The following is a 26365-nucleotide window of genomic DNA, read 5'->3' as shown; positions in this document are numbered from 1 at the left end:
ACATCCCCCAGCAGGAGCCAGGCATCATGAGCGAACGTCGCGTCCCGCCCGTCAGTCCGATTCGTGGCATACAGCCGCTATCGGAGGTCAGCGTCAAACGGACTTATTTTCGGCAACTGAATCAATGGCGCAAGATGTCCGAGAAATATGCCAAGGAGAGGAAGGCGCGGGAGGCCAAAGAGCAGGATAAGTAAGCCGGAGACTGAATTTGCCGGGATGTGGCAACGCGCTGACAATATCCATCGCCCATCCCGGCTCCTCCTGTCCCAAAGGCCCGGTTTGCCGGAGCAGGACAATCCCGCGTAAAATACGCGGTCTCGCGGGTGTAGCTCAATGGTAGAGCAGAAGCTTCCCAAGCTTAAGACGAGGGTTCGATCCCCTTCACCCGCTCCAGATCGCTTCCCTGCGGCCCTGTTCGCCCGTCCCTGACCGGTGCGACTTTGCGGGCCGCGCCTCAATTGCTTCGAGTCATCCATGTCTGAAAACAAATCCGGCAAGCCGCTGTTCTATGATCCCAGCGAGCGCCGCATCCGCAGTTTCGTCACCCGCGCCGGGCGCGTGTCGGTCGCGCAAGGACGCGCGCTGGAAGAACTGGGTCCGCGCTTCCTGGTCCCCTACGACAAGGCCCCGCTGGACCTGGCTGTCACCTTCGGCCGCCAGGCTCCGACCATCCTCGAAATCGGCTTCGGCATGGGCGAAACCAGCGCCAAGATCTCGGCCCTCATGCCCGAGAAAAACTTCATCGGCGTCGAAGTCCATACCCCCGGCGTCGGCAGCTACCTCAAGCTGATCGGCGAAGGCAACCTGGACAACGTGCGCATCATCCAGCACGATGCCGTCGAAGTGCTCACCAACATGATCGCCCCCGATTCCCTGGCCGGCGTGCACGTGTTCTTCCCCGACCCCTGGCACAAGGCGCGCCACAACAAGCGCCGCCTGATCCAGTCGCCTCTGGTGCAACTGATCAGCACGCGCCTGGCCCCCGGCGGCTATCTCCACTGCGCCACCGACTGGGAAGAATATGCCATCCAGATGCTGGAAGTCCTGTCGGCCGAACCCACCCTGAAGAACACCGCCACCGATCCCTCCGGCTACGTGCCGCGTCCGGATTACCGCGATACCACCAAGTTCGAAAACCGTGGCCTGCGCCTCGGTCACGGCGTGTGGGATCTGGTGTTTGAAAAGCGCGCCTGAATACGCGCGCTGCATGCATGATTCAACGCGCAATCGTGCATGCGACAGGTGATGAATGAAAGCGATCACCCACGGTGATCACTTAAAGATCGCTCCGATGGCATGCTCCAAGGCATGCCATTGTCATTTCTGCGACGGCCTCACTGAAGCTTGAAGACCGCCACCGCGCGTGACAGCGATTCCGCCTGGAACTGCAGGCTCTCCGCCGCCGCAGCAGCTTCTTCCACCAGTGCCGCATTCTGCTGCGTGACGCTGTCCATCTGCACCACCGCCTTGTTGACTTCATCGATGCCCGCGCTCTGCTCGCGATTGGCGACGTTGATGTCATCCATGATCGCCGCCACTTTCTGGATGGCCGTGATGATGTCTTCCATGGTGCCGCCTGCGCCGCTGACCAGGGCCGAGCCGGCATTGATCTTGCCGACCGAATCGTCGATCAGCTCCTTGATCTCGCGCGCGGCCGTGGCGCTGCGCTGGGCCAGGCTGCGCACCTCCGAAGCCACCACCGCAAACCCGCGCCCCTGCTCGCCGGCGCGCGCGGCTTCCACCGCGGCATTGAGCGCAAGGATGTTGGTCTGGAAGGCAATGCCGTCGATGACGCTGATGATCTCGACGATGCGATGCGAACTCTCCTCGATGGCCTGCATGGTCTGCACCACCGCACCGACCATGTCGCCGCCCTTGCGCGCCACGCCCGATGCCTCATCGGCCAGTTGATGCGCCTGGTGCGTGTTCTCGGCGTTCTTCTGCACGGTGGAGGTGATCTCTTCCATCGAGGCGGCCGTCTCTTCGAGCGAACCGGCCTGCTCTTCGGTGCGCTCGGACAAGTCCCTGTTACCGCTGGCGATCTCGGTCGCCGCCACGGTAATCGCACCGGTGCCGCTGCGCACCTCAGAAACGATGCCGGCCAGGTTGTCGTTCATCTCTTTCAACGAGCGCAACAGTTGCGCCGTCTCATCCTTGCCGTGAATGACGACCTGTGAGCGCAGATCGCCCGCCGCTACCGTCTGTGCAATCTGCACCGCTTCGCCCAGCGGGCGCACGATGCTGCGCACCAGCGTCCAGGTGATGGCCAGGCCCACCAGCAGCGACAGGCCGATCGAGACCAGCAGCAGCACGCGCGCCTGCTGGTAGTCGAAGAGGCTGTCGGCATTGATGGCGTCACGCGTCTTGCGGCTGTGGTCCAGCACGGCGACGACGATGTCATCGATCATCTTGGTCGGCACGCGATCCACACCCTTGACCTGTTCATCCACCCGCACCACCGAGGCAGGATCGTCGGAGGCATAGAGCTTGAGCGCTTCCAGATAACGATTGAGCAGCTCGGCATGGGCCTGCTGCGCCTTGCGCGCAGGCTCGGCAGCCATGCCGATACGCGGCATCAGCGCCTCCAGGGTCTTGAGCTGCTTCTGGGTGGCGGCGCTTTCATCGATGAAGGCCTGGCGGTATTTGTTGAAGGCAGCGGGATCCTTGCCGCGCAGCAAGGTATTCTTCCACTCCTGCACCTGGATCTTGAATTGCACCTGCGCACTGCGGGCGGCATCGACCGATTGCTCGATGAGGGCTCCCGTCTCCATGCCCTGCGCCCCCTGGCCGTAGATTTCCCCGACCACCATCACGCCACGTATGCCGACAAAGGCGATGGCCGCCAGCAGCAGTGCCGACAGCATGCCCAGGCGCACGCCTATCTTCAGATCATTGAGTTTCATATCGCCCCCCGGCTCACCTTCGTTGGTGTTGAACCCGATTCCCCGCCGTTGATGATATCGCCAAGCGGGGCCAGCAAATCAGGGAAGAGGCCGGTAAAAGTGCCGTATGAATGAAAGTTGCGTTACGGCAGCAACGTCGGCCGCATACGCCCGCCCGGCGCTCTATCGCGCTGGTGCAGGTGGAGCAGGAAATGAAGAGATTTGACGAGAATCAAGGAGAATCCGCCGTCGTCCTCTCAGGCGTCGGCCGACTCCATGCCGGCGATCAGGTCGATGATCTGGGCACCATAGGTTTCCAGCTTCTTCTCGCCGACACCGGTGACGTGGCGCAGGTCGTCCAGCGATTGCGGCCGGGCCTTGGCGATCTCGCGCATGGTGGCATCGTGGAAGATGACGTAGGCCGGCACGTTGTGTGTGCGCGCGGTTTCCATCCGCCACCAGCGCAGCTTCTCGAAGAGTGCCTGCTCTTCGCTGCTGAGATCGGTCTCGACGAAGCTGGAGCGCTGCGAGCTGCGCTTGGCTTTTTCCGGCTTGCGATAGCGGCGCAGTTGCACCTGCTGTTCTCCCCGCAGCACCGGGCGCGCGGCCTCGGTAAGCTTGAGGGCGCTGTAGTTCTCGGCATCCACCGTCAGCAACCCCAGCGCGATCACCTGGCGCAGGATGGCACGCCATTCCGCCTCGCCGCGATCGCTGCCCACGCCAAACACGGAAAGCTGATCATGACGCCATTGCTTGACGCGCTCGCCATCGATGCCGCGCAAGACCTCGATCACGTGGCCGGGGGCAAAGCGCTGTTCGACGCGATAGACGGTGGAGAGCAGCTTCTGTACCTCGACCGTGGCATCGAAGGAGACCGGGGGCGTGAGGCAGGTATCGCAATTGCCGCAGGGGCTGGACTTCTCGCCGAAGTAATCCAGCAGGTGCACGCGCCGGCAGTGCAGCGTCTCGCACAGGGAGAGCATGGCATCGAGCTTGGTGCCGAGCACGCGTTTGAAGGTTTCGTCGGCTTCGGATTCGTCGATCATGCGGCGCTGCTGCACCACGTCCTGCAGGCCGTAGGCCATCCAGGCGTCGGCTGGCAGGCCGTCACGGCCGGCGCGGCCGGTTTCCTGGTAGTAGCCTTCCACGCTCTTGGGCAAATCGAGGTGGCAGACGAAGCGCACGTCGGGCTTGTCGATGCCCATGCCGAAGGCGATGGTGGCGACCATCACGATCTTGTCTTCGCGCAGGAAGCGCGCCTGGTTTTTGGTGCGCAGCGCGTAGTCCATGCCGGCGTGATAGGCCAGTGCATTGAGGCCTTCGCCGCGCAGGAACTCGGCGGTCTCTTCGACCTTCTTGCGCGAGAGGCAGTAGACGATGCCGGCGTCTTCCGGGTGTTCGTTCTTGATGAAGTCCAGCAACTGTTTGCGGCCATTGGCCTTTTCCACGATCTGGTAACGGATGTTGGGACGATCGAAGGAAGAGACGAACTGGCGCGCATCTTCCAGTTGCAGGCGGTGGATGATTTCTTCGCGGGTCTGCTGGTCGGCGGTGGCCGTCAGCGCAATGCGCGGGACCTGCGGGAAGCGCTCGTGCAGGATCGAGAGCTTGATGTATTCCGGACGGAAATCGTGGCCCCATTGCGAGACGCAATGCGCCTCATCGATGGCGAAGAGCGAGATGCGGGCGGACTCCAGCAGGTCCAGGCAGCGCGGCGTCATCAGGCGCTCGGGGGCGACGTAGAGCAGGTCCAGGTCGCCCTGGCGCAGGCGGCGCTCGATCTGCAGCGCTTCGTCGAAACTCTGGGTGGAATTGAGGAAGGCGGCCCGCACCCCGACTTCGGCCAGTGCATCGACCTGGTCCTGCATCAGCGCGATCAGCGGCGAGACCACCACGCCGGTGCCCTCGCGCAGCAGCGCCGGCACCTGGTAGCAGAGCGACTTGCCGCCGCCGGTGGGCATGAGGACAAGGGCATCCCCGCCACCGGCGACGTGCTGGACGATCTCGCCCTGATGACCGCGGAAGGACGAGTAGCCGAATACCGTTTCCAGCACGTGCAAAGCACGTTCTTGCTGGGTGGCACCGGGAGGCAGGGAATCGAAATCGACCATGGAAAAACCTGAAGCTGCTGCGTAGCGAAGGCGCTATTTTATTGCAGCCAGCCTCGCGACACCGCCAGCAGCAGGAAAACACCCAGTGCAGCTCGATAGACGATGAAGGGCCATGTCGAGAAACGCTCCAGGAATTTCATCAACCCCCAGATGGCGGCGAAGGCCGACACGCTCGCCACGGCCAGCCCGAACAGCAGCACGCCCCAGGCTTCCAGCGGGATATGGGCGTGCAGCAAGACCGCCAGTTCCTTCAGTCCGGCCAAGGCGATGGCAGGCAAGCCCAGCAGGAAGGAAAACCGCGCCGCTTCTTCACGGCGGAAGTTCAGGAACAGCGCCGCCGTGAGCGTGGAGCCGGAACGCGAGACGCCCGGGATCAGCGCACCGACCTGCGCCAGGCCGACGATGAGCGCATCGCGCAGGCGCATCTGGTCGACGCTGCGGCGATGGCGGCAGACCATTTCCGAGATCGCCAGCAGCACCGCCATGACGATGCAGGACCAGCCGATCACGGTCAGGCTGCGCAGCGGCGAGCCGCAGGCGTTCAGGACATGCGACAAGGCCAGCCCGGCAATGCCGATGGGGATGGTGGCCAGGATGATGGCCACGGCCAGCTTGAACATGGGATCGTTGAAATCGCGGCGACGCCAGGCCGCCAGGCTGCCGCCGGTGACGGCGCTCACGTCACGCCGGAAATAACTGATGACCGCGGCCAGGGCCGCCAGCTGCATGGCCGCGGAGAAGGCCGAGCCGGGATCATGCCAGCCGAGGAAGGCCGGTACCACGCGCATGTGGGCGGTCGAAGAAATGGGGAGCAGTTCGGTGATGCCCTGGACGATGCCGAGGAAACCGATCTGCGCGTAACTGAGGGAGGCAAAGCCGATATCAAGCCCGGCGCTGCAGACGTTGGCCATGGGGTGTGCTCTGAAGGGAGTTGGCGAAAAGGAAGTTGTAGACCGCCGCCGGCAGCGAGGCCGGCCACGGGTGCTGCAGTGTACCGCGCCCGCCAGGGCGCTGGCTGACAGGCGCCTGACGCCCGCACAGTCCATGCACGGGCATCAGGCAGGGGGGTTACTCCACCCAGGCAACGGCGCCCGTATAAGCGGTCACCAGGACAATGATGCCGAAGACGATGCGATACCAGGCGAAGATGGTGAAATCATGCGAGCTGATGTAGCGCAGCAACCAGCGCACGCACAGGAAGGCCGAGACGAAGGCAGCCACGGTGCCCACGGTGAACAGCGGGACGTCGGCGGCCGACAGCAGGGCGCGCTCCTTGTAGAGCGAATAGATGGTGGCAGCGAACAGGGTCGGGATGGCCAGGAAGAACGAGAATTCAGTGGCCGCCTTGCGCGACAGGCCGAACATCATGCCGCCGATGATGGTGGCACCCGAGCGGCTGGTGCCGGGGATCAGCGCGAAGGCCTGGGCGATGCCGACTTTCAGGGCATCCAGCGGGGTCATGTCATCCACCGTTTCGACGCGCGCCGAGGCCATGCTCATGCGGTCCTTGTTGCGGCGTTCCACCCACAGGATGATGAGGCCGCCGACGATGAAGGCGATGGCCACCGAGACCGGGTTGAACAGCACTTCCTTGATGCGGCGGCTGAACAGGAAGCCGAGAATGGCCGCCGGCAGGAAAGCCACGATCAGGTTGATCACCAGGCGCTGGGCCTTGCGGTCGGTGAACATGCCGGTCAGCACGGTGGCGATGCGGACCCGATACTCCCAGCACACCGCGAGGATGGCACCGGCCTGGATGACGATCTCGAAAACGTCGGCTTTCTCCTTGGAAAAATCGGGGCCGGTGAATTGCAGCAGGCTGTTGGCCAGGATCAGGTGGCCGGTGGAGGAAATGGGCAGGAATTCGGTCAGGCCTTCGACGATGCCCATGATGAGCGCCTTGAGCGCGAGGAGAGTATCCATACGGGTGCTGTGGGTGGCTGTTGATGTGGGGTTGACGGGAAATGAACGAAATGAAGGAAATGGCTGCTTTCAGGCCCGAAAGCCCGGCAATCCGGCCATCGGAACACAATAAGCCGCTACAACATGAAGCAAATGGCCTTTTTTCCGTCCCGGCCAGGGGCAAACCCTGCAAAAGTGGCAGCGAAGGTCCGTCCGGGATGGCTGGCGTCGCCATAAAGCGGCCTTTCGACCACACCCGGCAGCAAAAAGTGCACTCGGTGCGCTGCAACAAAATCGGATTTTACCTTAGCAGGGTGACAAAACTTACATTTTGCTGTCAGGAATCCGCGCTAACATGGCTTTTTATTCCCTTCCTCGCCTGACGATATGAGCAAGAACACCGGCATCACGATCTATCACAACCCCAAGTGCGGTACCTCACGCAATGTCCTGCAAGGGCTGCGCGACGGCGGCGTCGAGCCAACCATCATTGAATATCTGAAGAATCCGCCCGACCGCGCCACGCTCGAAGGCCTCATCAAGGCCATGGGCGTGCCGGTGCGCGAGGTGGTGCGCAGCAAGGAAGCGCTGTTCCAGGAACTGGGGCTGGATGCGGATGGCGTGACCGACGCCCAACTGATCGATGCGATGCTGGAACACCCCGTCCTGATCAACCGCCCGATCGTGGTGGCACCGAAAGGCACGATGCTGGTGCGTCCCAGCGAGCGGCTGGCGGAGATTTTCCCGTAAGCACCGAAACGGGGCGTATCGGGCTGGCATCCGCTGTCATTTGATGCCAAACTCGCCAGATGCGCCCGATCCGTGGTACAAAGGCAGAGTTCCTCCCTCCCCTTATCGACTCAGGAGCAGCGGTGCATCATCGACACGAAGAAAGTACTGCCGATCTGAAGGAGCTGACCACCATCGCTCCCATCAGCCGTGAAGCCCATGCCGCACACCTCAAGGAAAAGGTGGATACCCGCCGGCTCATCGAGGATATCCGCGAAGAAGCCCGACGGCGGCGCGAGGAAGCCTTCTAGACAGGCTTCCCAGCTTCAGACGCTCTCCCCTCGCCGGCCAGCTTGGCTGCCCGGCGCTGTCAGCGTCTCCAGTTCGCAGAGCCAGGCGATGGCCTGACCGCGGTGCTCTCCACACATCTCCACTGAAGGCTGCAAGCCGGCACAGAAATCCGGACGTTCGGGCTGGCCGAAGATCTTGCAGCGCATGTCCTCGCCCAGTTGTACGCACGGCACGCCGGCCGGCTTGCCGTCGGGCATGCCGGGGATCGGGCTGGTGATGGAAGGGGCAATGCAGCAAGCGCCGCATGCGTCTCGGCAGTTCATGGACTTTCCTGATGGCGGTTGGCGCGGAGGGACTGCATTGTAGTGCATCGGGCGGCACGCAGTGCCGGCGGCTTGATCTGGCCGCTTGACGCCGGCGCGGCTTGCCACTTACAGTGCCCCGTCCCGGTAATCTTGTTTCTCATGTCTGCATCGGCCAAAGAACCGCGTTGGGAACGACGCAAACAAGACCGCCCCCAGGAATTGCTGGCGGCGGCACTGGAATTGTTCGTCGAGCGCGGTTACGCCGCGACCCGGCTGGAAGACGTGGCCACCCGCGCGGGTGTCTCCAAGGGCACCCTTTATCTCTACTTCGATGGCAAGGAAAGCCTGTTCAAGTCGGTGGTACGCGCCAATGTGCTGCCCCTGCTGGACCAGGCCGAAGCCCGCATCGAAGGCCACGCCGGCAGCAGCGCCGAACTGCTGCGTGATCTCATCCTGCACTGGTGGCAGTCCGCCTCGCACTCCGGCGTGGTCGGCATTGCCAAGCTGATGGTGGCCGAATCCGGCAATTTCCCTGAACTTGCACGCTTTTACCATGATGAAGTGACCGCGCGCGGTGATGCGACGATAGTGCGCGTGCTCGAACGCGGCATGGCACGCGGGGAATTCCGCCGCATTAACGCCGACGCCATGAAGAAAGTCATCGTCGCCCCCCTCATCATGCTGATGCTGTGGGAGCAGTCACTCGCACCCTGCGCGGCGACACCCATCGATCCGCTGGCCTATCTGGAGAGCATGATCGACCTTTGCCTGAACGGGCTCAAAGCCTGACGCCAGCCTGTCGCGCTCGCATTGCATTGAGGAAAACCCGCAACAGAAGCGCCTCCAGCGGCTTTTTCGGCGCATAGATGGGCTGATTAGCCGGGCGGTGTTTGCTAAAATGCTGCCTTTCCGTCGCTATTAGATTAGATCGAGCCACCGCCATGAATATCGAACAAGCCCGCTTCAACATGATCGAGCAGCAAATCCGCCCCTGGAACGTGCTGGCGCAAGACGTGCTGGACCTGCTGATGGTCGTCAAGCGTGAAGAATTCGTCCCGGCCGCCTATCGCAGCCTGGCCTTCTTCGACACCGAGATCCCGCTGCCGGGTGATGAAAACATGCTGGCTCCGAAGATCGAAGCGCGCATCCTGCAGGAAGCCAATGTGAAGAAGCACGAATACGTGCTGGAAATCGGCGCAGGTTCGGGCTACATGGCAGCCCTGCTGGCGCACAAGGCGCGCCACGTGACGACCGTGGAAATCTCGCCGGAACTGAAGGCCCTGGCCGAACAGAACCTGTCGGACTACGGCGTGGCCAACGTCGACGTGCAACTGGGCAATGGCGCGCAAGGCTGGACCGGTGCCGATGGCAAGGCTGGCGAATACGACGTCATCGTCATCTCGGGCTCGCTGCCGCTGCTGCCGGAATCCTTCGGCAAGCAACTCAAGATCGGCGGCCGCCTGCTGGCCATCGTCGGTTCGGCCCCGGTGATGGAACTGCAACTGATCACCCGCACCTCGGAACACGCCTTCGAGACCGTCAACATCGTGGAAACCCTGGCCAAGCCGCTGCACGCAGCGATCACGCCGTCCCACTTCACGTTCTGAGCCTCAGGGCCGAGACAGGAAAAGCATCATGGAGCACATCTCTGCCCCGGAACTGGCGGCCTGGATCAACGATCCGGACCGCCCCACGCCCCTGCTGCTGGATGTGCGTGAACCTTGGGAACATCAGACCTGCCACATCGCCGGCTCGCAGCTGGTGCCGATGAACACCATTCCCGGCCGCTTCGCGGAACTGGACGAGGAACAGCCGGTGGTCTGCATCTGCCATCACGGCGGCCGCAGCATGCAGGTGGCCGCCTTCCTGGAGCGCCAGGGCTTTACCAAGGTCATCAACCTGAGCGGCGGCGTGCACGCTTGGGCGGCCCAGGTGGATCCTTCGATGCCGACCTATTGAGCCTGGTCTTTTGGTTTATTGATTCATATCGCATTCTGGCCGGCGGGCGTCATGCACATGGCGCAGGCCGGTCAGGCGGGGGCCGGGTTCTCCGGCCTGCCTGAATTCCCTTCCGTTTTATCCTGATCCTTCATATCGCCTGAAAACCACCCGGGTTTCGAGGCTTATTAGTCCGGCTGCGTCTTCTGCAGCGACGGCGCGGTCTTGAGCGCGTAGAGCGAGGCCGCCAGGATGCGCTCGCCATCCTTGACCAGGTCGAAACTGTCGGGGGAAAAGAACCAGTCCGTCAGCAAGCCGCTGAAGGTCGCATGCGCCGCCAGACAGGCCAGGCGGATATCGAGCGTGGCCGGAAGCTGGCCGCGTGCCACCGCATTGAGCAGGATCTGCTCCAGCCGCAACAATCCATCGACGTGGCATTCGCGCTGGCGAATCAGGATGGGGTCCTGCGCGTCGGCGAATTCGCATTTGTTGAAGATGATGTCGAACACGCGCCGGCAGCGCTCATCGGTCGCCGCCATGGTCAGCACATAGATGCCGCTGCGCAGGAACTGGCCCAGCGGATCTTCCACCTGCGGGCTGGCGTTTTCTTCCAGCACCGCTTCCATGGGCAGGCGCACGCGCTCGCACATGGCGTCGAACAGATCGCTCTTGTTCTTGAAGTGCCAGTAAATGGCCCCGCGCGTGACTTCAGCGGCCTTGGCCACGTCAGCCAGCGAGGTCTGCGAGACGCCGCGCTCATGGAACACCTGCTCGGCCGCATCGAGGATGCGGGCACGCGTTTCCAGCGCTTCTTCCTTGGTCGAACGGGCCATGTCAACAGACTCCCGGGCAAATGGCCATGGCGCAGCCCCTCAGGCGCGCCACTGGGCGGCCGTGTTGCGGATGCACATCACCCGCAACCGGCAGAGTTTCGTCAAAGGCTTCATGTGCGCAATGATCGTCATGAAGAAGTAAGTGAGTTTCGTGCACAATATCAGGGCGTCAAATTCGTCTTCCCAGCAGCTCGGCCTATCGCCCGAAGGCATGGAAGAGCTCGGATTCAGACCAGCGGAAACGGCATCAGAGTAGCTTTCGAATCAAAATGCAAGGAATCGCTCATATTTTGCTACGCCGTTTCGAACAAGTTTGTTAAATTAATGTGATGTTTGGAAGAAATACATACATTCATGGATGTATGTATAATAGCATCCGCTTCAAGTCCCTGCCGTTCATCATCTGCAAAAAAATTCATCACCCTGGCATGAAGGGGTGGGGACTTTTTTGCATTGCAACAATCTGTAGCCCGGCTCATCCATCCCCTCCATCACCGGATGACAGGCACAGCATCATCGTCGTGACCGGTTCTACCGAATTCGTTTCATCGCCGCCCCTGGCGGCTTCAACTTTACTTTCGTGCGAGATATCTATGAGCTCAGTCAGTCGTTTCACGCGCCTCACCATGACCGTCGCCGTTGCCGCCGCGCTGGTTGCCTGCGGACAGAAACCCGCCGCGCAAGGCGGCCAGATGCCGCCGGCCGAGGTGTCGGTGGTGACCATTGCCCCGCAGCGCGTGGCCATCACCAATGAACTGCCGGGCCGCGTGGAAGCCTTCCGCGTGGCGCAGGTGCGTGCACGGGTGGCAGGCATCGTGCAAAAGCGCGTCTTCAAGGAAGGCAGCGAGGTCAAGGAGGGCCAGGTGCTCTTCAAGATCGATCCGGCCCAGTACAAGGCCAGCCTGGAAAGCGCCCAAGCCACGCTGGCGCGCGCCCAGGCCAACCTGACGCAAACCTCGCTGACCGCGCAGCGCTACAAGCCGCTGGTGGAAGTCAACGCGGTCTCCAAGCAGGAATACGACAACGCCGTGGCCGCCCAGAAGCAGGCTGAAGCCGATGTCGCCGCCGGCAAGGCCGCGGTGCAGACGGCCAACCTGAACCTGGGTTATGCCACCGTGACCTCGCCCATCTCCGGCCGCATCGGCCGCGCGCTGGTGACCGAAGGTGCGCTGGTCGGCCAGGGGGATGCCACCCAGCTGGCCCTGGTGCAGCAGCTCGATCCGGTCTACGTCAACGTGACCCAGTCCAGCGCCGACCTGTTGAAGTTGCAGCAGGCGATGGCCGCCGGCCAGTTGAAGAGCGTGGGCGACAACAAGGCCAGCGTGACCCTGGTGCTGGAAAACGGCCAGGCTTACGAACAGCCGGGCAAGCTGCTGTTCTCCGACATCAGCGTGGATGAAAGCACCGGTTCGGTCTCGCTGCGTGCCGAATTCCCCAACCCCAAGCGCCTGCTGCTGCCGGGTACCTACGTGCGGACCAAGATCGAGCAAGCCGTGGACGAGCAGGCCCTGCTGGTGCCGCAACAAGCCGTGGTGCGTGATGCCGGCGGCTCCTCGGTGATGGTGGTCAATGCCGAGAACAAGGTCGAGGCGCGTCCGGTCAAGACCGGCGGCGCACGCGGCAACAACTGGCAGGTCATCGATGGCTTGAAGGAAGGTGATCGCGTCATCGTGGAAGGCCTGCAGAAGGTCCGCCCGGGTGCCGCCGTCAAGCCGGTCCAATGGAATCCCGCGGGCGCTCCCGCACAAGCTGCTGGCCAGCCGGCCAAGCAAGAGGCGAGCGCCCAACCGAAAGCTAACTAAGAGGCTGCCAGATGGGAAAGTTCTTTATTGATCGCCCCGTATTTGCGTGGGTGCTAGCGATCTTCATCATGCTGGGCGGTGCGCTGGCCATTACCGGCTTGCCGGTAGCCCAGTACCCCAGCATCGCGCCGCCGACCATCGTGGTCACGGCGACCTATCCGGGTGCGACCGCGCAGACCCTGGACGATTCGGTGACCAGCCTGATCGAACAGGAAATGAACGGCGCCGATGGCCTGCAATACATCGAGTCGCAAAGCCAGGCCAACGGCCAGGTGCAGATCACCATCACCTTCTCGCCGGAAACCAATCCGGACCTGGCGGCGGTGGATGTGCAGAACCGCCTGAAGCGCGTCGAGGCCCGCCTGCCGGCAGCCGTGACGCAACAGGGCGTGCAGGTGACCAAGTCGCGTTCCAACTTCCTGCTCTTCATCGGTCTGTCTTCCACCGATGGCAAGCTCGATCCGGTGGCGCTGGGTGACTATCTGTCGCGTAACGTCTTGAACGAAATCAAGCGCGTGCCCGGTGTGGGCCAGGCGCAGCTGTTCGGTACCGAACGCGCCATGCGCATCTGGATCGATCCGAACAAGCTGATCGGCCTGAGCCTGACCCCGGCTGACGTGACGGCCGCGATCCAGGCGCAAAACGCGCTGGTGGCCGGTGGTACGCTGGGTGCCCTGCCCAGCCCCGGCAGCCAGCAGATCGCCGCTACCGTGGTGGTCAACGGTCAGCTGACCTCGCCCGAGCAGTTCGGCAACATCGTGCTGCGTGCCAATACCAACGGTTCGAGCGTGCGCCTGCGCGACGTCGCCCGCATCGAAGTGGGTGGCCAGAGCTATGACACCTCCGGCCGTCTGGATGGCAAGCCTTCGTCCTTCATCGGCGTGCAGCTGTCGCCGACCGCCAACGCGCTGGGTACCGCCACCGCCGTGCACAAGAAGATGGAAGAGCTGGCCAAGTATTTCCCGGCCGGTGTGAAGTACACCATCCCTTACGACACCTCCAAGTTCGTCAAGATCTCGATCGAGGAAGTGGTCAAGACCCTGATCGAAGCCATCGTGCTGGTGTTCCTGGTGATGTTCCTGTTCCTGCAGAACATCCGCTACACCATCATCCCGACCATCGTGGTGCCGGTGGCGCTGCTGGGTACCTTTGCCACGCTGCTGCTGTTTGGCTTCTCGATCAACGTGCTGACCATGTTCGGCATGGTGCTGGCCATCGGTATCCTGGTCGACGATGCGATCGTGGTGGTGGAAAACGTCGAACGCATCATGAGCGAGGAAGGTCTCTCGCCGGCTGATGCGACCCGCAAGGCCATGGGCCAGATCAGCGGCGCGCTGATCGGTATCACGCTGGTGCTCATCGCCGTGTTCATCCCGATGGCCTTCTTCGGCGGCGCGGTGGGTGCGATCTATCGCCAGTTCTCGCTGTCGATGGTGGCTTCCATGGTGTTCTCGGTGCTGATGGCCTTCACCCTCACGCCGGCATTGTGCGCGACCATCCTCAAGCCTGTTGAGAAGGGTCACCACCACGAGAAGAAGGGTTTCTTCGGCTGGTTCAACCGCAAGTTCAACACCACCGCCAATGCCTATCAGGGCGTGATCGGCAAGATGCTCAGCAAGGCCGGCCGCTACATGATCGTCTACGTGGTGATCGTAGCCTGCGTGGGCTTGCTGTACGTGCGCCTGCCGGCCTCGTTCCTGCCGAACGAAGACCAGGGCTACATCATCACCAACGTCCAGCTGCCGCCTGGCGCAAGCACGGCGCGTACTACCGAGGTGGTCAAGAAGATCGAGGAGTACTACCTTAAGGATCCGGCGGTGGAACACGCCATTGCGGTGCTGGGCTTCTCGTTCTCGGGTAACGGCCAGAACGCGGCGCTGGTGTTCACCCCGCTGAAGGACTGGTCCGAGCGCGACAAGTCGCAGTCGGCCGATGCGATTGCCGGCAAGGCCTTCGGTGCCTTCTCGCAGATCAAGGATGCGATCGTCTTCCCGCTGAACCCGCCGCCGATTCCGGAACTGGGTAATGCAACGGGCTTCACCTTCCGTCTGCAGGACCGTGCCGGCCTGGGTCACGCGGCGCTGGTGCAGGCACGCAACCAGATCCTGGGCATGGCCTCGCAGAGCAAGGTGCTGGCCGGTGTGCGTCCGGAAGGCCTGGAAGATGCGCCGCAGCTGCAACTGGACATCGACCGCGACAAGGCCAATGCGCTGGGCGTGCCGTTCTCGACGATCAACAGTGTGCTGTCCACGGCGCTGGGTTCGTCCTATGTGAACGACTTCCCCAACCAGGGCCGCCAGCAGCGCGTGATCGTGCAGGCCGATGCCAACCGTCGCCTGCAACCTGAAGATCTGACCAGCCTGTACGCCCGCAACGCCAATGGCGGCATGGTGCCGTTCTCGGCCTTCGTGACGGCCAAGTGGATCAACGGCCCCGTGCAGCTGATCCGCTACAACGGCTATCCGGCCATGAAGATCGCCGGTGGCGCAGCGCCTGGCCGCAGTACCGGTGAAGCCATGGCCGAGATGGAATCCTATGTGGCCAAGCTGCCGCCGGGCTTCGGTTTCGAGTGGACTGGCCAGTCGCTGGAAGAAAAGACCTCCGGCAACCAGGCTCCTGCGCTGTATGCCCTGTCGCTGATCGCCGTGTTCCTGGTGCTGGCCGCACTGTATGAAAGCACCTCGATCCCGCTGGCGGTGATGCTGGTGGTGCCGCTGGGTATCCTCGGTGCACTGCTGGGGGTGACGCTGCGCGCCATGCCCAACGACGTGTACTTCAAGGTGGGGATGATTGCGGTGGTGGGTCTGTCGGCCAAGAACGCGATTCTGATTATCGAGTTCGCCAAGGATCTGCAGGCGCAGGGCAAGGGCCTGATTGAAGCGACGCTGGAGGCGGTGCACCTGCGCTTCCGTCCGATCATCATGACCTCGCTGGCCTTCATCCTCGGCGTGCTGCCGCTGGCCATCGCTTCGGGTGCCGGTTCGGCCAGCCAGCGCGCCATCGGTACCGGCGTGATGGGCGGCATGATCACTGCCACCGTGCTGGCGGTGTTCCTGGTGCCGATCTTCTTCGTGGTCGTGCGCAAGATTTTCAAGGGCAGCGAGCGTCAGCGCAAGTTTGACGCCGACCACTCGCCCAAGATCAATAGTGGAGAATGACAATGGCTAATCTGTCGTTGCCGCGCTCGCCTCGCCTGCTGCAATTGTGCGCAGCGCTGATGGTGGCCGGCGTACTGGGGGGCTGCTCGCTGGCTCCCACCTATGACCGTCCGCAAGCCCCGGTGGAGACGGCCTACCCGGCCGATGCCGCCGGCCGTGCCGAGCTGCAGGCGGTCAACCTCGGCTGGCGCCAGTTCTTCCCGGACCAGCGCCTGCAGCAGCTGATCGCGGCTGCCCTGGAAAACAACCGTGACCTGCGCACGGCCGTCCTCAACATCGAGGAAGCCCGCGCGCAATACCAGATCGCGCGTGCCGATCTGCTGCCCAACCTGAACGTCAATGGCAGCGCCGCCCGCACGCGGACTGCGGCCAGCCAGTCGCTGACCGGCCAGCCGTTCATCAGCAACAGCTATCAGGTCGGCCTGGCGGTTCCCGCCTACGAGCTGGACTTCTTCGGCCGCGTGCGTAACCTGAAGGATGCGGCACTGGCGAGCTACCTCTCCACCGAAGAAGCGCAGAAGTCGGCGCAGATCAGCCTGATCGCGCAGGTGGCGCAGGCTTATCTGTCAGAGCGCTCCTATGCGGAACAGCTGCAGCTGGCCAACGACACGCTGAAGTCGCGCGAATCCAATCTGGATCTGGCGCAGAAGCGCTTTGACGTGGGCGCCAGTTCGGCGCTGGATTTCCGCCTGACGCAGACGCTGGTGGAGTCGGCTCGTGTATCGAAGTCCCAGCTGGAACGCCAGCGTGCCCAAGCCGAGAATGCACTGACGCTGCTGGTCGGCAAGAAGGTCGGCGACCTGCCGCCGGCACAGCTGCTGTCGGATGAAAAGATCGTGACCGATATTCCGGCGGGCTTGCCTTCCGATCTGCTGACCAATCGTCCGGACATCCGCTCGGCCGAGCAGAGCCTGCTGGCGGCCAATGCCAACATCGGCGCGGCACGGGCGGCGTTCTTCCCGCGCATCTCGCTGACCGGCAGCTACGGCAGTGCCAGCAGCACGCTGGGCGGATTGTTCGAGTCGGGTTCGGGTGCGTGGAGCTTTGGTCCTTCGCTGTCCTTGCCGATCTTCGACTTCGGCCGCAACAGCGCCAATCTGGATCTGGCGGAAGTGCGCAAGAACAAGGCCGTGGTGACCTACGAAAAGACCATCCAGACCGCCTTCCGCGAAGTGGCCGATGCCCTGGTGGCACGCGGCACGCTGGATGATCAGGTCAAGGCGCAGGAAGCTTTCCTGGCGGCCCAGCAGGAACGCCTGAAGCTGACCGACCTGCGATTCAAGAACGGGATTGCCTCTTCGCTGGATCAGCTTGATGCGCAGCGAGACTTGTTCTCGGCGCAGCAGGCCTTGATTCAGGCACGGCAACTGCGCTTGAACAATGCGATTGATCTGTACAAGGCGTTGGGTGGTGGCCTCAACGAAAATACGGTGAGCGTGGCGGCCAAGCAGTAAGCGACAAACCAACTGCCAATTCATCGTTCGGACGTCGAAAACGCCGAAGCAAAAAGAGCAGACCCGAGGGTCTGCTCTTTTTTTTCCTTCAGATCCAGTTCTGCTGGCGCTACTTGCTGGCCGCCTGTTCCAGGCGGGCCAACTCCCAGCCCGCCGCCTGGTACTCGAGATAGACGCTCACGCCCGGCTTGCGCGCATTCTCGAATGCCTCCCGTGCGGCCGGGACATTGCCGCTGGCCAGGCGCATCTGGCCGATGAAGAACCAGGCTTCGGTCAGTGCCATGTCCTTGTCATCGCCCTGCTTGCGCTGTGCTGCCTGAAGCACGCCGTCCTCGCCAAGGCTGCCGGCTACCAGCGCCAGCAGCGGGTTCGGCCAGACATCGTCGCTGCCCTTGCCGCGCGCCGCCTGCAGCAGCTCTGCACTGGGTGGCTGACCGGTTCGCCGGGCCGCCAGACCTTGCCATAGCAGCACGTAATGGCGGGACTCGGCGTCATCCTTGGAAATCAGAACCGACTGCGTGAAATCGGCCAGGGCCTCCTGGTACTTGCCCATGAAGAAGCGCGAGATCCCGCGCGACTGGTACAGCGAGCCTTCATTGCCGCCCAGGGTCAGTGCCCGTGTGTAATCGGGAATGCTGCGTGCAAAATCACGGCTGTCACGCGCGACGTGGCCGCGGCACTCCCAGGCACGGGGATTGGACGGTCCCTGGCGCACGGCCTCTTCGGCGTCGGTCATCCCTTTGGCCGGCTCGTCCATCTCGGCGCGCACTTCGGCGCGGCGGCACAAGGCCTCGACCAGGTCATTGCCACGCAGGCGGCCAGCCGCGATGACGCGGTCGTAGGCGGCCAGTTCCTCCTGCAGGCGACGGCGCACGGTGTCCTTGAGCGTGCTGCTGCCCATGCCCAGGAAACCGCTCGTCTTGATCGCCTCGCGCTCCACGAACTCGCCTTGCGCCGTGATCGAATCCAGCTGCTGGAGCGCGCTGTTGAGTGCCAGCAGCTCGTCGGGAGTGACCGTGTCCTTGAGCACTTCCAGGCTGCGTTCGACCTGCAGCACGTTACCTCGGAAGACCCGCTTGGTCGAATACGTGAAGAACTCGTTGCGCAGGTTGCGCTCCAGCGGATCGCGCATCATCGAGACATTGGAGGGCCAGACCATGCGCAAGGTGTAACGCAGGCGGTAAGGGGCACGCGAGACCTTGGCCGGGTAGCTGCGCTTGAAGTTGCGCGGCAGATCATAGATGCCCTGCATGATGCTGGCCCCGTACTTGACTACCCACCCATCCGGATAGGCCTTGGCCGGCTTGGGCAGCTTGAAGCGGGCACGCGCGATGACGCGGTTGTTGGCGGCATCGTCCTCCAGCACCGGCACGGCCATCAGGTCGATACCGGGATAGCGGCGCTCGTAGCCACCGAGTGCGAACTTGCGCAAGCGCTCTTCCGGCAGGCTGCGGGAGACTACGCGCATGGTTTCGGCATCACTGCCGACCCAGGTCCAGGTCGCGCTGAGCGTGCCATCGGCATCCAGGGCGGGAATCTCGATCACTTCATCCAGGATGGCGGTATTGCGCGCCACGGCATCAGTCCAGTGCATGCTCTCCAGGGCAGTCGTCTCCGGTGCCACCGCCAGTATCGCTGCGCCTTCGACACCGCTGCCCTGCTTGCTCAGCGAGCCGGACTGTCCCTGCATGGTCGGGTCCAGGTAGTAATCCGCACCATCGAGCCGCAGGCGCACCAGCACATGGTCGAAGACCAGGGGACTGGGCAGATAACGCGCAACGGTGCGCGGCTCGGCCAGCGAAGTCAGGATGGGAACGGCGTTCATCCCCATGGCGCGCAGCAGCGTCACCAGCAGATAGGTCTTGTCCTTGCAGTCACCGTAGCGGTCACGGACCACGTCGGCGGGCGGGTGCGGACGATGCGAGCTTTCTCCCATGGAGACGGAGAAGTAGCGGATCTCGTCCTGCACCCAACGCAGGGCCGCCACGGCCCGCTGCTCATCGGTGGGTAGTTTCTTCCATTGCTCCAGACGGGCTTGCAGCGCGGCCGGCACCGGCGCGGGCGGGAACAGGCCATCGGCCCAGCGGGCGACGCTGTTCCAGCTATCCCAACTGGTGAACTGCAAACGACGCAGGCTGAAGTCGGCCGGGACCCAGCGATCGGGTTCCTCGATCCGGATGCCGCGCTCGGTGAAGCGAAGCTTGCGCCAGCCGGCGGCCTGGCTGATGTCGGGACGGATATCGGTGTTGCCGATCTCGCCCACCATTTTCCAGTCCACGCGCTGGCCGACAGGATGGCTCAGGATGACACTGCGCAACTCGACCGGAATGGGCCAGTCCCACCCTGCCTCATTCGCGTAGGTGCTACCGAAGACCGGATTGGTGCCTTCGACCGAATACGCGTATTGCACCGTATCGCCCACGCGCAGGTCCGGCACCAGCATGACTGCCTGGACCGAGCCGCTGAAGACGCCGTTTTCCATGCCCAGTTCGCGCTGCAGGAAGCGCACCTGCACCCGGCTGGTGTGATCCAGCACTTCTTTGCCGCGCAACACGCGCAGGCTGTGCAGATGCATTTTCTGATACTGCGGCACGAAGTCGATGATCAACTGCCCGGCCGAGGCCAGGGCGCTGCTGTCATTGATCTGTGCTGCGCGATTGACGTAGAAGACCGGCTGGCTGTCGGCGCGGAACTGTGTGTCCCACAGGCGCATGACGATGGCCTCGGTACGCCGCGTCGCGGGCACCTCGATGGGTTCCACCCAGGAAGGAATCTTGTCGCCGCGCGTGAAGGCTTCGGAGGCGACCTGGATCTCGCGCACGGGCAACGACGGGGCTTCCGTGGATTCCGTCGCTGCCGCGCCGGGAGCGGCTGGCAACTGGGCATGGACGACGAAGGACAGACTGCACAGGAGGGTGGCGAGCAGCCCTCTCGGCGACACGAATCGCATGAATTTTCCCCTGATGATTTGCCGACGCATCGGGTGCCAACGGCCGGCTTGATTTTGGTGCTGAGATTGTACGATGGCCACCGGGCTTTTGTGCAGGCATGACGCAACTGCCCAACGGGGCCGGACGATGGCGTCCGGCCGTGAGGTGTTTCCGGATCATTGCGAGCCGGATCGGATGTTAGTATGGAGCCCCTTCTGGCCATCACGATCCCGCACTCCTTCATGCGTATCCTCGTTACCGGCGCTTCCGGCTTTGTCGGCAGCGCACTGCTGCGGCACCTCGCTCCCCGTCCCGATCTCGCTCTGCGTGCGGCCCTGCGCACCGCGGCGTCCGGCGGCTTGTTGCCTGCTGGTGTGGAGGTGGTGGAGACCGGCGACCTCGGACCGCAGACAAACTGGCACGCGGCGCTGACCGGCGTTGACACGGTAGTGCATTGTGCTGCGCGCGTTCACGTGATGAACGAGACCGTCGGCGATCCGTTGAGCTTGTTCCGCCGGGTCAATGTGGAGGGCAGTCTTGCGCTGGCAAGACAGGCCAGGGACGCGGGCGTCAAGCGACTGGTGTTTCTCAGCTCGATCAAGGTCAATGGCGAGCAGACTGCGCCGGGACACCCGTTCACCGCCGACGATACGCCGGCCCCCGTCGATGCGTATGGCATTTCCAAAATGGAGGCCGAGCAGGCACTGATGGCTCTGGCTGCCGAGGGTGGCATGGAAGTAGTGGTGATCCGGCCGGTGCTGGTCTACGGGCCGGGCGTGAAGGCCAATTTCAGGAGCATGATGCGATGGCTGCAAAAGGGGATCCCGCTCCCGCTCGGTGCCATCACCGGTAACCGCCGCAGCCTGGTCGCCCTGGACAACCTGGTCGACCTGATGACGCTGTGCATGCATCACCCGGCGGCAGCCAATGAAATCTTTCTGGTCAGTGATGGGGAGGATCTGTCGACCACCGAGCTGTTGCGCCGCATGGGCCAGGCCTTGGGCCGGCCGGCCAGGCTGATCCCCGTGCCTGCGCCGGTGCTCGAATGGGGGGCAAGGTTGTTGGGGAAGGGAGCGGTGGCGCAGAGATTGTGCGGGTCGTTGCAGGTGGATATCGGGAAGACCAGATCAGTACTTGACTGGTCACCGCCCGTGTCCACCGACGTCGCGCTGCGCCGCGCGGCCTCGGCGGTGTATGCCGATGCGGAACGACGTTAAGAGCGCGATGCCTTCAGGGTACTGGTCAGGATATCGATGACCTTGTCCTGCTGTTGAACGGTCAGCCCCGCCCATAGTGGCAGACGAATCAGACGTTCGGATTGCTGATCGGTGACGTCCAATGCACCGCTGACGCGGCCGTAGCGCAGACCTGCGGGCGACGAATGCAGCGGCACGTAATGGAAGACTGCGCCAATCCCTTCCTGCTTCAACGCATCCAGGACCTGCTGACGCTGCCCAGCTTGCGGCACAATCACGTAATACATGTGCGCATTGTGGACGCATCCGTCGGGCACGACAGGACGACGCAAGAGACCGTCCTGTTCCGCCTGGGCCAGTTGTTCATCATAGCGATGCCACGCCGCCAGGCGCGCGTCGGTAATGGCGTCCGCACCTTCAAGCTGGGCCCACAGGAACGCCGCTATCAGTTCACCTGGCAAGAAGGATGAACCTACTTCCTGCCAGGTGTATTTGTCGACTTCGCCCCGGAAGAAGCGACTGCGGTCGGTCCCCTTTTCCCGGATGATCTCGGCACGCTGCGCGAGCGCCGGCTGGTTGACCAGCAATGCGCCGCCTTCGCCGGAAATGACATTCTTGGTTTCGTGAAAACTGTAGGCACCGAGATCACCGATGGCACCCAGCGCCCTGCCCTTGTAGGTCGACATCACGCCCTGGGCGGCATCCTCGACGACGTGCAGGCCATGTTGTCGGGCGATGGCAAGGATGGCGTCCATCTCGCAGGCCACACCCGCGTAATGGACCGGGACGATCGCTCGCGTGCGCGATGTGATCGCCTGCTCAATCAGCCGCTCATCCAAGTTGAGCGTGTCCTCCCTGATATCGACGAACACCGGAATACCCCCCCGCAATACGAAGGCATTCGCGGTGGAGACGAACGTATAGGAGGGCATGATGATTTCATCGCCCGGCTGGATGTCCAGCAGCAGCGCCGCCATCTCCAGGGCTGCGGTGCACGAATGGGTCAACAGGACCTTGTGACTGGCTGTCCGCTCCTGCAGCCAGGCATGGCATTTGGCAGTGTACGGACCGTCGCCGGCCAGCTTGCCATTGAAATGCGCCTCGGCAATGTAATACAGCTCCTTGCCGGTCATGTGGGGCCAGTTAAAGGGGATATTTTTCCCTTTCATCGCTTCTCTCTCAGAAAGCGCGCCTAGCGGCGCAACAGCATGTAGTGATTGATTTCCATGACGGGCTTGTAGCCGGCGGCCCACACCTTGTCCGTCACGCATTGCCGGGCCTTCAAATGGCCCTCCGGGGATCCCACCACACCAACGGGATCAAACATTATCCCGCCGTCGGCCTTCTTTTCAAAGGTCACCAGAAGATATTCGCTGACCCCGGTACCGACCGGGAAAATCTGAATGGAATTGTGGTTCCTGAACAGTTTCCAGACGTTGAACGGCGGCATGAACGTCACCGATGCCCCGGCTGGTATGGCCGCAACCAGACGATCAGCGCGATCAGTCTCGTAGCGATTGGAGGAAAACTTGGGGTCGATCACATAAAGGTCATTCACCGGCCGCCACAAGCCTTCCTTGATGAACGCGGTTCGCCATGACAGGTCGGGGCCATAGGGATTGAGAAAACTGACGACAGCCCCGATCAGGGACAACATGACGACGGCCGCCAAGCTCCTCGGCCACCGGCCTTGAGTGCCAGCATCGTACTGATCGCGCCGGGCAGCAAGCAAGCCGGTCAGGCCAACGGCACCCGCATAGATGACGAACGGGAAATAGAAGCTGTGATAGTGGGTGATCCAGCCGTCCTTTTCCGCTCCGCCAATCGACACGATGACATTGGGGAAAATCGTGATGCCGGCAATCAGCGCGGCACGCCAGTTGAACAGGGCTGCCAGCAAGATGAAAGGTAGATTGAATGCGATCAGCTTGACCAGGCCCGGACGAAAAACGTTGTTCAGGAACCGGGGAAGATCGAAAAAGCTCTTGTAGACCTCGGCATTGTCGACGTTGTGCTGAAGGACGCTGTAGACGGCGAGATAAGCCATCAGCGCCGCTGACACGGCCAGCACGAACAGAACGTTGCGGCGAGGTGCGGACCGGTAAAGTATCACATGGCCGAGCGCGACTACCAGCATGAGCAAGGCACCGCGTTCGTGAATCATCGCGCCAATAGCGGCAATCACGACGACCAGGATCATGCGCGAGCGTCCCATCACCTCCTTGTTGGTGAACGCGTCATGCATCAGGAATGCAAACACCAGCGCGAAGGGCATGAACAGACGATCAAAGTAGATCCAGCCTTCCGTCGCGATACGCCAGGCCGGATGCAGACAGACGATCACGGAAAAGAACAGGCACAGGAAGGCAGGCACGTTGCGCCGACGCAGGAACAGATACGAAATGGCGGGCAAGGCAACAAAGGCTGACGCGGTAGAGATCGCGGCGACACGCTCAGCGCCCAGCCACTGCGCCAGTGCACTCAAGGGATAGACGATGAGATTGGCATGGCCAAGCAGAATGTTGGCAGGAATGGTGGAGAACTGCGTCTGATCGATCGCACAAAACTTGTCCGGATCCATCAGGATGAATGGGTACACATTCAGAAACGCACGCACCGCCGATGTCGTGGGTAACCCGAGGTGCCAGGTATTTTCCAGGACATCAAGGAAAAATGCAGTATCCGTATCACCGATGCCGTGATGCGCCTTCCAGAAGGTATAGGCGTACAGCAGCCCCAGCATGCCCAGCAGGAACAGACACATCGCCACGTCGATGACACGGCCCGACAGCGGGGCGCGCACGCTTTTCGAATTGCCTGGTTTGAGCGAGAACATTTGCATTGATAGTGATGCAGTGGGCGCCTGGATCAGCCGCGGGCGGCCACGACGGTGCCGATGATGATGAGTGAAATCCCGAACAGCTTGGGCATCGTCAACCCCTCATTGAGCAGCCAGACGCTCAGGATCAGGACGATGGCGAAATTGAGGCTCATGAAAGGATAGGCATGGCTGAGCTCGAATTTCGTCATCGCTGCCATCCACGCCAGCGACGCCAGAAACGCGGAAAAGAAACCCGAAAAGATGAGGGGATCAAACAACAGGCCCAACAGAAACTTGAGCTTGTCGGCACCGCCCAAGGGCAACGCGCCAAAATGGCCGATCCGCCACTTCAGAATCAGCTGGCCATACACCGTGAATACGATCGTGGCCAGGATGTAGAGGTAATCAAAGAGACGATTCATGTGATCCGCCTGCTCAGCCTTCCAGCACGGCGATGCCAAAACCCGTCTTGCCGTATCCGTTGCCGTTGTAGAGCATGAAACGCTGTCCCTTGTGATCAAAGACGAAAGGATATTCGACCATCTCGCTGTCCCAGCCCTCAGCGGAGACGTCGATGCCTGCCGCATCATCCATGCGGCGCCATTGCTTGGCATCGTCCGACTCGGCATAGCCGATCCGGTAACGATCGCCCCGATACGAATACCACATCTTCCAGACGCCACCATCGCACAGGACAGAGGGACGGGAAATGGCATATTCACCTTCATCGGCATAATCGATGGCGACGATACCTTGCCGGTCCCAGGTGATGCCGTCGGCGGACTCCGCGTATTTGATGTGATAGCGATGTTGCGGCTTGCCCTCGCTGATACGCCAGCCGGTGCAGGATAGGTACCACATGCGCCACAGATCCTCGCCAGGCATCACGCTGCAGCTGGCGCAGAAGTGCGGTTCCTTCATGGAGCGATCCACGATGGGACCATCAGCGTAGCGTTCAAAACGGCCTGAGCCTTGCCCCATGGCCAGGCCGATCGAATTGCGGAACGGCACGGTCACACCCAGATTCCATCCGATGTAATACATGTATTGCTGGCCGCGGTAGGTCGTCAGCCAAGTCGCCATGGTGCCGCTGTCATCGAACTCGCCCAAGGCACCGGGTGCCAGCACGGGTTGATCCGACAATTCCAGGATCTCCTGCGGACGGGCAAGATCAATCACCACGTAGCCTGTATGACTGCGGTTTTCTGCATCACGCGAGCTGAAATAGATGCGATACACGTCATCCCGGACGTGCTCCGCGATCGGGACCGCAGCATGAGTATGCAGCCATGGCCGCTCGCCAGCGGGACTATAGATGAGCCCCAGTTTTTTCCACTTTTGCGTCATATTCCTCTCAACCTGTTGCTTGGAACCCTGGAACGTTCCGTTGCCGTGCCGACGTACACGCCATTGGGCTCAGCATCTGCCAGGAGCAACGCCCCCGCACCGATCACGCATTGTGCCCCGATCTTGATCCTGTCCCGCAAGGTGGCATTGACGCCGATAAAACATTGCTCTCCGATCTCGACACCACCCGAGATGACCGCATGGGAAGCGATGAAGCAGTGATCGCCGATCAGGCTGTGATGGCCAATGTGATTGCCGCTCCACAAGGTCACGTTGTTGCCGATCCTGACGAAGGGCTGGATCGTATTGTCTTCGAAGATGAAGCAGTTCTCACCGATGTTTCCCTGGTTGCGGATAGTCGCATCCGGGCTCAGGTAACTGGCCAGCCGGTAGCCTTTGGCCTTGGCCGCCAGGTACTTTTCCTTGCGCACCGCGTTCAGCCTGGAGTAGCCCAGGGCGATGAACATCGCATGCTGCTGCGGCCCATGCGTACGCTCAAGCTCCTCGAATGGGACCACCGGCAAGCCGCAGAAAGTGGACTCCTTGATGTAATCGCCATCGAGAGTGAACGCCACGATCTCATATTGCCCGTCCAGTCCGAAATAGAAATGGGCGAGCTGGGCAAAGTCGCCTACGCCGAATATCACAAGGGGCGTTTTCATCGGG

At 62.2% G+C, this 26365-nt stretch carries 24 protein-coding genes and 1 tRNA gene; 13 read left to right on the top strand and 12 right to left on the bottom strand.

The features are described 5' to 3' along the window. Positions 1–26: 26 nt before the first annotated feature. The 3 genes from JOD78_RS10475 to trmB all read left to right on the top strand — a co-directional run bounded on the left by JOD78_RS10475 (position 27) and on the right by trmB (position 1194). The gene (locus JOD78_RS10475; RefSeq protein WP_166675557.1) at positions 27–194 is read left to right on the top strand and encodes a hypothetical protein; all 168 of its coding nucleotides are present in this window, start codon (positions 27–29) and stop codon (positions 192–194) included. Positions 195–319: 125 nt separating this feature from the next. Next, positions 320–393, top strand: a tRNA-Gly gene (locus JOD78_RS10470). A gap of 81 nt (positions 394–474) precedes the next feature. Continuing rightward, positions 475–1194 (top strand): tRNA (guanosine(46)-N7)-methyltransferase TrmB, encoded by a 720-nt coding sequence (gene trmB, locus JOD78_RS10465; protein ID WP_199725090.1) that lies wholly within the window; start codon positions 475–477, stop codon positions 1192–1194. Between the two features lie 140 nt (positions 1195–1334). Here the strand turns inward: trmB and JOD78_RS10460 are convergent, their stop codons facing one another. The 4 genes from JOD78_RS10460 to JOD78_RS10445 all read right to left on the bottom strand — a co-directional run bounded on the left by JOD78_RS10460 (position 1335) and on the right by JOD78_RS10445 (position 6916). Continuing rightward, on the bottom strand, positions 1335–2903 hold the full coding sequence (locus JOD78_RS10460) for a methyl-accepting chemotaxis protein (protein WP_209568120.1): 1569 nt from the start codon (positions 2901–2903) through the stop codon (positions 1335–1337). A gap of 236 nt (positions 2904–3139) precedes the next feature. Next, positions 3140–4993 carry a DNA helicase RecQ gene (recQ, locus tag JOD78_RS10455; protein WP_034338828.1) on the bottom strand — a complete coding sequence of 618 codons (1854 nt, stop codon included), beginning with the start codon at positions 4991–4993 and terminating at the stop codon, positions 3140–3142. A gap of 38 nt (positions 4994–5031) precedes the next feature. Continuing rightward, positions 5032–5904, bottom strand: a complete 873-nt coding sequence (locus JOD78_RS10450; protein WP_039789393.1) for an undecaprenyl-diphosphate phosphatase — start codon at positions 5902–5904, stop codon at positions 5032–5034. A 157-nt stretch (positions 5905–6061) separates the two neighbouring features. After that, positions 6062–6916, bottom strand: a complete 855-nt coding sequence (locus JOD78_RS10445) for an undecaprenyl-diphosphate phosphatase (RefSeq protein ID WP_039789391.1) — start codon at positions 6914–6916, stop codon at positions 6062–6064. A 41-nt stretch (positions 6917–6957) separates the two neighbouring features. On the opposite strand from JOD78_RS10445, the gene JOD78_RS10440 reads away from it, so the two are divergent. The 3 genes from JOD78_RS10440 (at position 6958) to JOD78_RS10430 (ending at position 7935) form a co-directional block, all read left to right on the top strand. Continuing rightward, the gene (locus JOD78_RS10440; protein WP_209568121.1) at positions 6958–7278 is read left to right on the top strand and encodes a hypothetical protein; all 321 of its coding nucleotides are present in this window, start codon (positions 6958–6960) and stop codon (positions 7276–7278) included. Positions 7279–7282: 4 nt separating this feature from the next. After that, complete coding sequence (arsC, locus tag JOD78_RS10435) at positions 7283–7645, top strand: arsenate reductase (glutaredoxin) (RefSeq protein WP_034338820.1); 363 nt, start codon at positions 7283–7285, stop codon at positions 7643–7645. A gap of 122 nt (positions 7646–7767) precedes the next feature. Further along, positions 7768–7935 (top strand): hypothetical protein, encoded by a 168-nt coding sequence (locus tag JOD78_RS10430; RefSeq protein ID WP_008325257.1) that lies wholly within the window; start codon positions 7768–7770, stop codon positions 7933–7935. A 15-nt stretch (positions 7936–7950) separates the two neighbouring features. Here JOD78_RS10430 and JOD78_RS10425 read toward each other — a convergent pair whose 3' ends face one another. Continuing rightward, entirely contained in the window at positions 7951–8238 is a 288-nt protein-coding gene (locus JOD78_RS10425) for a YkgJ family cysteine cluster protein (RefSeq protein ID WP_209568123.1), read from the bottom strand. Between the two features lie 141 nt (positions 8239–8379). Here JOD78_RS10425 and JOD78_RS10420 point away from each other — a divergent pair, with 141 nt between their 5' ends. The 3 genes from JOD78_RS10420 to JOD78_RS10410 all read left to right on the top strand — a co-directional run bounded on the left by JOD78_RS10420 (position 8380) and on the right by JOD78_RS10410 (position 10179). Then, positions 8380–9009, top strand: coding sequence for a TetR/AcrR family transcriptional regulator (locus tag JOD78_RS10420; protein ID WP_039789386.1), 630 nt, complete (start codon positions 8380–8382; stop codon positions 9007–9009). A 152-nt stretch (positions 9010–9161) separates the two neighbouring features. Continuing rightward, a complete protein-coding gene (locus JOD78_RS10415; RefSeq protein ID WP_209568125.1) occupies positions 9162–9827 on the top strand; it encodes a protein-L-isoaspartate O-methyltransferase in 666 nt (221 codons plus the stop codon). Positions 9828–9855: 28 nt separating this feature from the next. After that, the gene (locus JOD78_RS10410; protein ID WP_034338809.1) at positions 9856–10179 is read left to right on the top strand and encodes a rhodanese-like domain-containing protein; all 324 of its coding nucleotides are present in this window, start codon (positions 9856–9858) and stop codon (positions 10177–10179) included. Positions 10180–10346: 167 nt separating this feature from the next. Here the strand turns inward: JOD78_RS10410 and JOD78_RS10405 are convergent, their stop codons facing one another. After that, on the bottom strand, positions 10347–10991 hold the full coding sequence (locus tag JOD78_RS10405; RefSeq protein WP_204726132.1) for a TetR family transcriptional regulator: 645 nt from the start codon (positions 10989–10991) through the stop codon (positions 10347–10349). Positions 10992–11584: 593 nt separating this feature from the next. Between JOD78_RS10405 and JOD78_RS10400 the strand changes: the two genes are divergently transcribed. The 3 genes from JOD78_RS10400 to adeC are packed head-to-tail and all read left to right on the top strand — an operon-like array spanning position 11585 to position 17405. Then, complete coding sequence (locus tag JOD78_RS10400) at positions 11585–12793, top strand: efflux RND transporter periplasmic adaptor subunit (RefSeq protein ID WP_209568127.1); 1209 nt, start codon at positions 11585–11587, stop codon at positions 12791–12793. A gap of 11 nt (positions 12794–12804) precedes the next feature. After that, positions 12805–15951 carry an efflux RND transporter permease subunit gene (locus JOD78_RS10395; RefSeq protein WP_209568130.1) on the top strand — a complete coding sequence of 1049 codons (3147 nt, stop codon included), beginning with the start codon at positions 12805–12807 and terminating at the stop codon, positions 15949–15951. A gap of 2 nt (positions 15952–15953) precedes the next feature. Next, positions 15954–17405: an AdeC/AdeK/OprM family multidrug efflux complex outer membrane factor gene (gene adeC, locus JOD78_RS10390; RefSeq protein ID WP_121042795.1), complete on the top strand. Its 1452-nt coding sequence runs from the start codon at positions 15954–15956 to the stop codon at positions 17403–17405. 109 nt (positions 17406–17514) lie between these two features. On the opposite strand, the gene JOD78_RS10385 is transcribed toward adeC, so the two are convergent. After that, on the bottom strand, positions 17515–20355 hold the full coding sequence (locus tag JOD78_RS10385; protein ID WP_209568132.1) for a DUF3857 domain-containing protein: 2841 nt from the start codon (positions 20353–20355) through the stop codon (positions 17515–17517). A 222-nt stretch (positions 20356–20577) separates the two neighbouring features. Here JOD78_RS10385 and JOD78_RS10380 point away from each other — a divergent pair, with 222 nt between their 5' ends. Continuing rightward, positions 20578–21552: an SDR family oxidoreductase gene (locus JOD78_RS10380; protein WP_209568285.1), complete on the top strand. Its 975-nt coding sequence runs from the start codon at positions 20578–20580 to the stop codon at positions 21550–21552. On the opposite strand, the gene rffA is transcribed toward JOD78_RS10380, so the two are convergent. The 5 genes from rffA to JOD78_RS10355 form a co-directional block, all read right to left on the bottom strand. Beyond that, positions 21549–22700: a dTDP-4-amino-4,6-dideoxygalactose transaminase gene (gene rffA, locus JOD78_RS10375; protein ID WP_121042791.1), complete on the bottom strand. Its 1152-nt coding sequence runs from the start codon at positions 22698–22700 to the stop codon at positions 21549–21551. The two genes, JOD78_RS10380 and rffA, sit on opposite strands and share 4 nt — an antisense overlap. A 23-nt stretch (positions 22701–22723) precedes the next feature. After that, the gene (locus JOD78_RS10370; RefSeq protein WP_121042789.1) at positions 22724–24367 is read right to left on the bottom strand and encodes a hypothetical protein; all 1644 of its coding nucleotides are present in this window, start codon (positions 24365–24367) and stop codon (positions 22724–22726) included. 32 nt (positions 24368–24399) lie between these two features. Then, on the bottom strand, positions 24400–24774 hold the full coding sequence (locus JOD78_RS10365) for an EamA family transporter (RefSeq protein ID WP_039789368.1): 375 nt from the start codon (positions 24772–24774) through the stop codon (positions 24400–24402). Between the two features lie 13 nt (positions 24775–24787). Continuing rightward, positions 24788–25591 (bottom strand): hypothetical protein, encoded by an 804-nt coding sequence (locus tag JOD78_RS10360; protein ID WP_348534261.1) that lies wholly within the window; start codon positions 25589–25591, stop codon positions 24788–24790. Between the two features lie 104 nt (positions 25592–25695). Further along, positions 25696–26361 (bottom strand): acetyltransferase, encoded by a 666-nt coding sequence (locus tag JOD78_RS10355; RefSeq protein ID WP_121042785.1) that lies wholly within the window; start codon positions 26359–26361, stop codon positions 25696–25698. Positions 26362–26365 lie beyond the last annotated feature (4 nt).

It is taken from the genome of Herbaspirillum sp. 1130 (assembly GCF_017833835.1).
Classification (GTDB): Bacteria; Pseudomonadota; Gammaproteobacteria; order Burkholderiales; family Burkholderiaceae_D; genus Herbaspirillum; species Herbaspirillum huttiense.
Note: the sequence above shows the minus strand (reverse complement) of the source record. Positions and strands in the feature narration are given on the sequence as shown.

Bases quoted from the DNA above. Each gene is read 5' to 3' on its own strand.
- recQ (WP_034338828.1), bottom strand. From the start codon at position 4,993: ATGGTCGATTTCGATTCCCTGCCTCCCGGTGCCACCCAGCAAGAACGT.
- JOD78_RS10380 (WP_209568285.1), top strand. From the start codon at position 20,578: ATGCGTATCCTCGTTACCGGCGCTTCCGGCTTTGTCGGCAGCGCACTG.
- JOD78_RS10445 (WP_039789391.1), bottom strand. From the start codon at position 6,916: ATGGATACTCTCCTCGCGCTCAAGGCGCTCATCATGGGCATCGTCGAA.
- JOD78_RS10475 (WP_166675557.1), top strand. From the start codon at position 27: ATGAGCGAACGTCGCGTCCCGCCCGTCAGTCCGATTCGTGGCATACAG.
- JOD78_RS10420 (WP_039789386.1), top strand. From the start codon at position 8,380: ATGTCTGCATCGGCCAAAGAACCGCGTTGGGAACGACGCAAACAAGAC.
- JOD78_RS10385 (WP_209568132.1), bottom strand. From the start codon at position 20,355: ATGCGATTCGTGTCGCCGAGAGGGCTGCTCGCCACCCTCCTGTGCAGT.
- JOD78_RS10440 (WP_209568121.1), top strand. From the start codon at position 6,958: ATGAACGAAATGAAGGAAATGGCTGCTTTCAGGCCCGAAAGCCCGGCA.
- JOD78_RS10365 (WP_039789368.1), bottom strand. From the start codon at position 24,774: ATGAATCGTCTCTTTGATTACCTCTACATCCTGGCCACGATCGTATTC.
- trmB (WP_199725090.1), top strand. From the start codon at position 475: ATGTCTGAAAACAAATCCGGCAAGCCGCTGTTCTATGATCCCAGCGAG.
- rffA (WP_121042791.1), bottom strand. From the start codon at position 22,700: ATGAAAGGGAAAAATATCCCCTTTAACTGGCCCCACATGACCGGCAAG.
- JOD78_RS10410 (WP_034338809.1), top strand. From the start codon at position 9,856: ATGGAGCACATCTCTGCCCCGGAACTGGCGGCCTGGATCAACGATCCG.
- adeC (WP_121042795.1), top strand. From the start codon at position 15,954: ATGGCTAATCTGTCGTTGCCGCGCTCGCCTCGCCTGCTGCAATTGTGC.
- JOD78_RS10405 (WP_204726132.1), bottom strand. From the start codon at position 10,991: ATGGCCCGTTCGACCAAGGAAGAAGCGCTGGAAACGCGTGCCCGCATC.
- JOD78_RS10395 (WP_209568130.1), top strand. From the start codon at position 12,805: ATGGGAAAGTTCTTTATTGATCGCCCCGTATTTGCGTGGGTGCTAGCG.
- JOD78_RS10460 (WP_209568120.1), bottom strand. From the start codon at position 2,903: ATGAAACTCAATGATCTGAAGATAGGCGTGCGCCTGGGCATGCTGTCG.
- JOD78_RS10425 (WP_209568123.1), bottom strand. From the start codon at position 8,238: ATGAACTGCCGAGACGCATGCGGCGCTTGCTGCATTGCCCCTTCCATC.
- JOD78_RS10355 (WP_121042785.1), bottom strand. From the start codon at position 26,361: ATGAAAACGCCCCTTGTGATATTCGGCGTAGGCGACTTTGCCCAGCTC.
- JOD78_RS10415 (WP_209568125.1), top strand. From the start codon at position 9,162: ATGAATATCGAACAAGCCCGCTTCAACATGATCGAGCAGCAAATCCGC.
- JOD78_RS10400 (WP_209568127.1), top strand. From the start codon at position 11,585: ATGAGCTCAGTCAGTCGTTTCACGCGCCTCACCATGACCGTCGCCGTT.
- JOD78_RS10450 (WP_039789393.1), bottom strand. From the start codon at position 5,904: ATGGCCAACGTCTGCAGCGCCGGGCTTGATATCGGCTTTGCCTCCCTC.
- JOD78_RS10370 (WP_121042789.1), bottom strand. From the start codon at position 24,367: ATGTTCTCGCTCAAACCAGGCAATTCGAAAAGCGTGCGCGCCCCGCTG.
- arsC (WP_034338820.1), top strand. From the start codon at position 7,283: ATGAGCAAGAACACCGGCATCACGATCTATCACAACCCCAAGTGCGGT.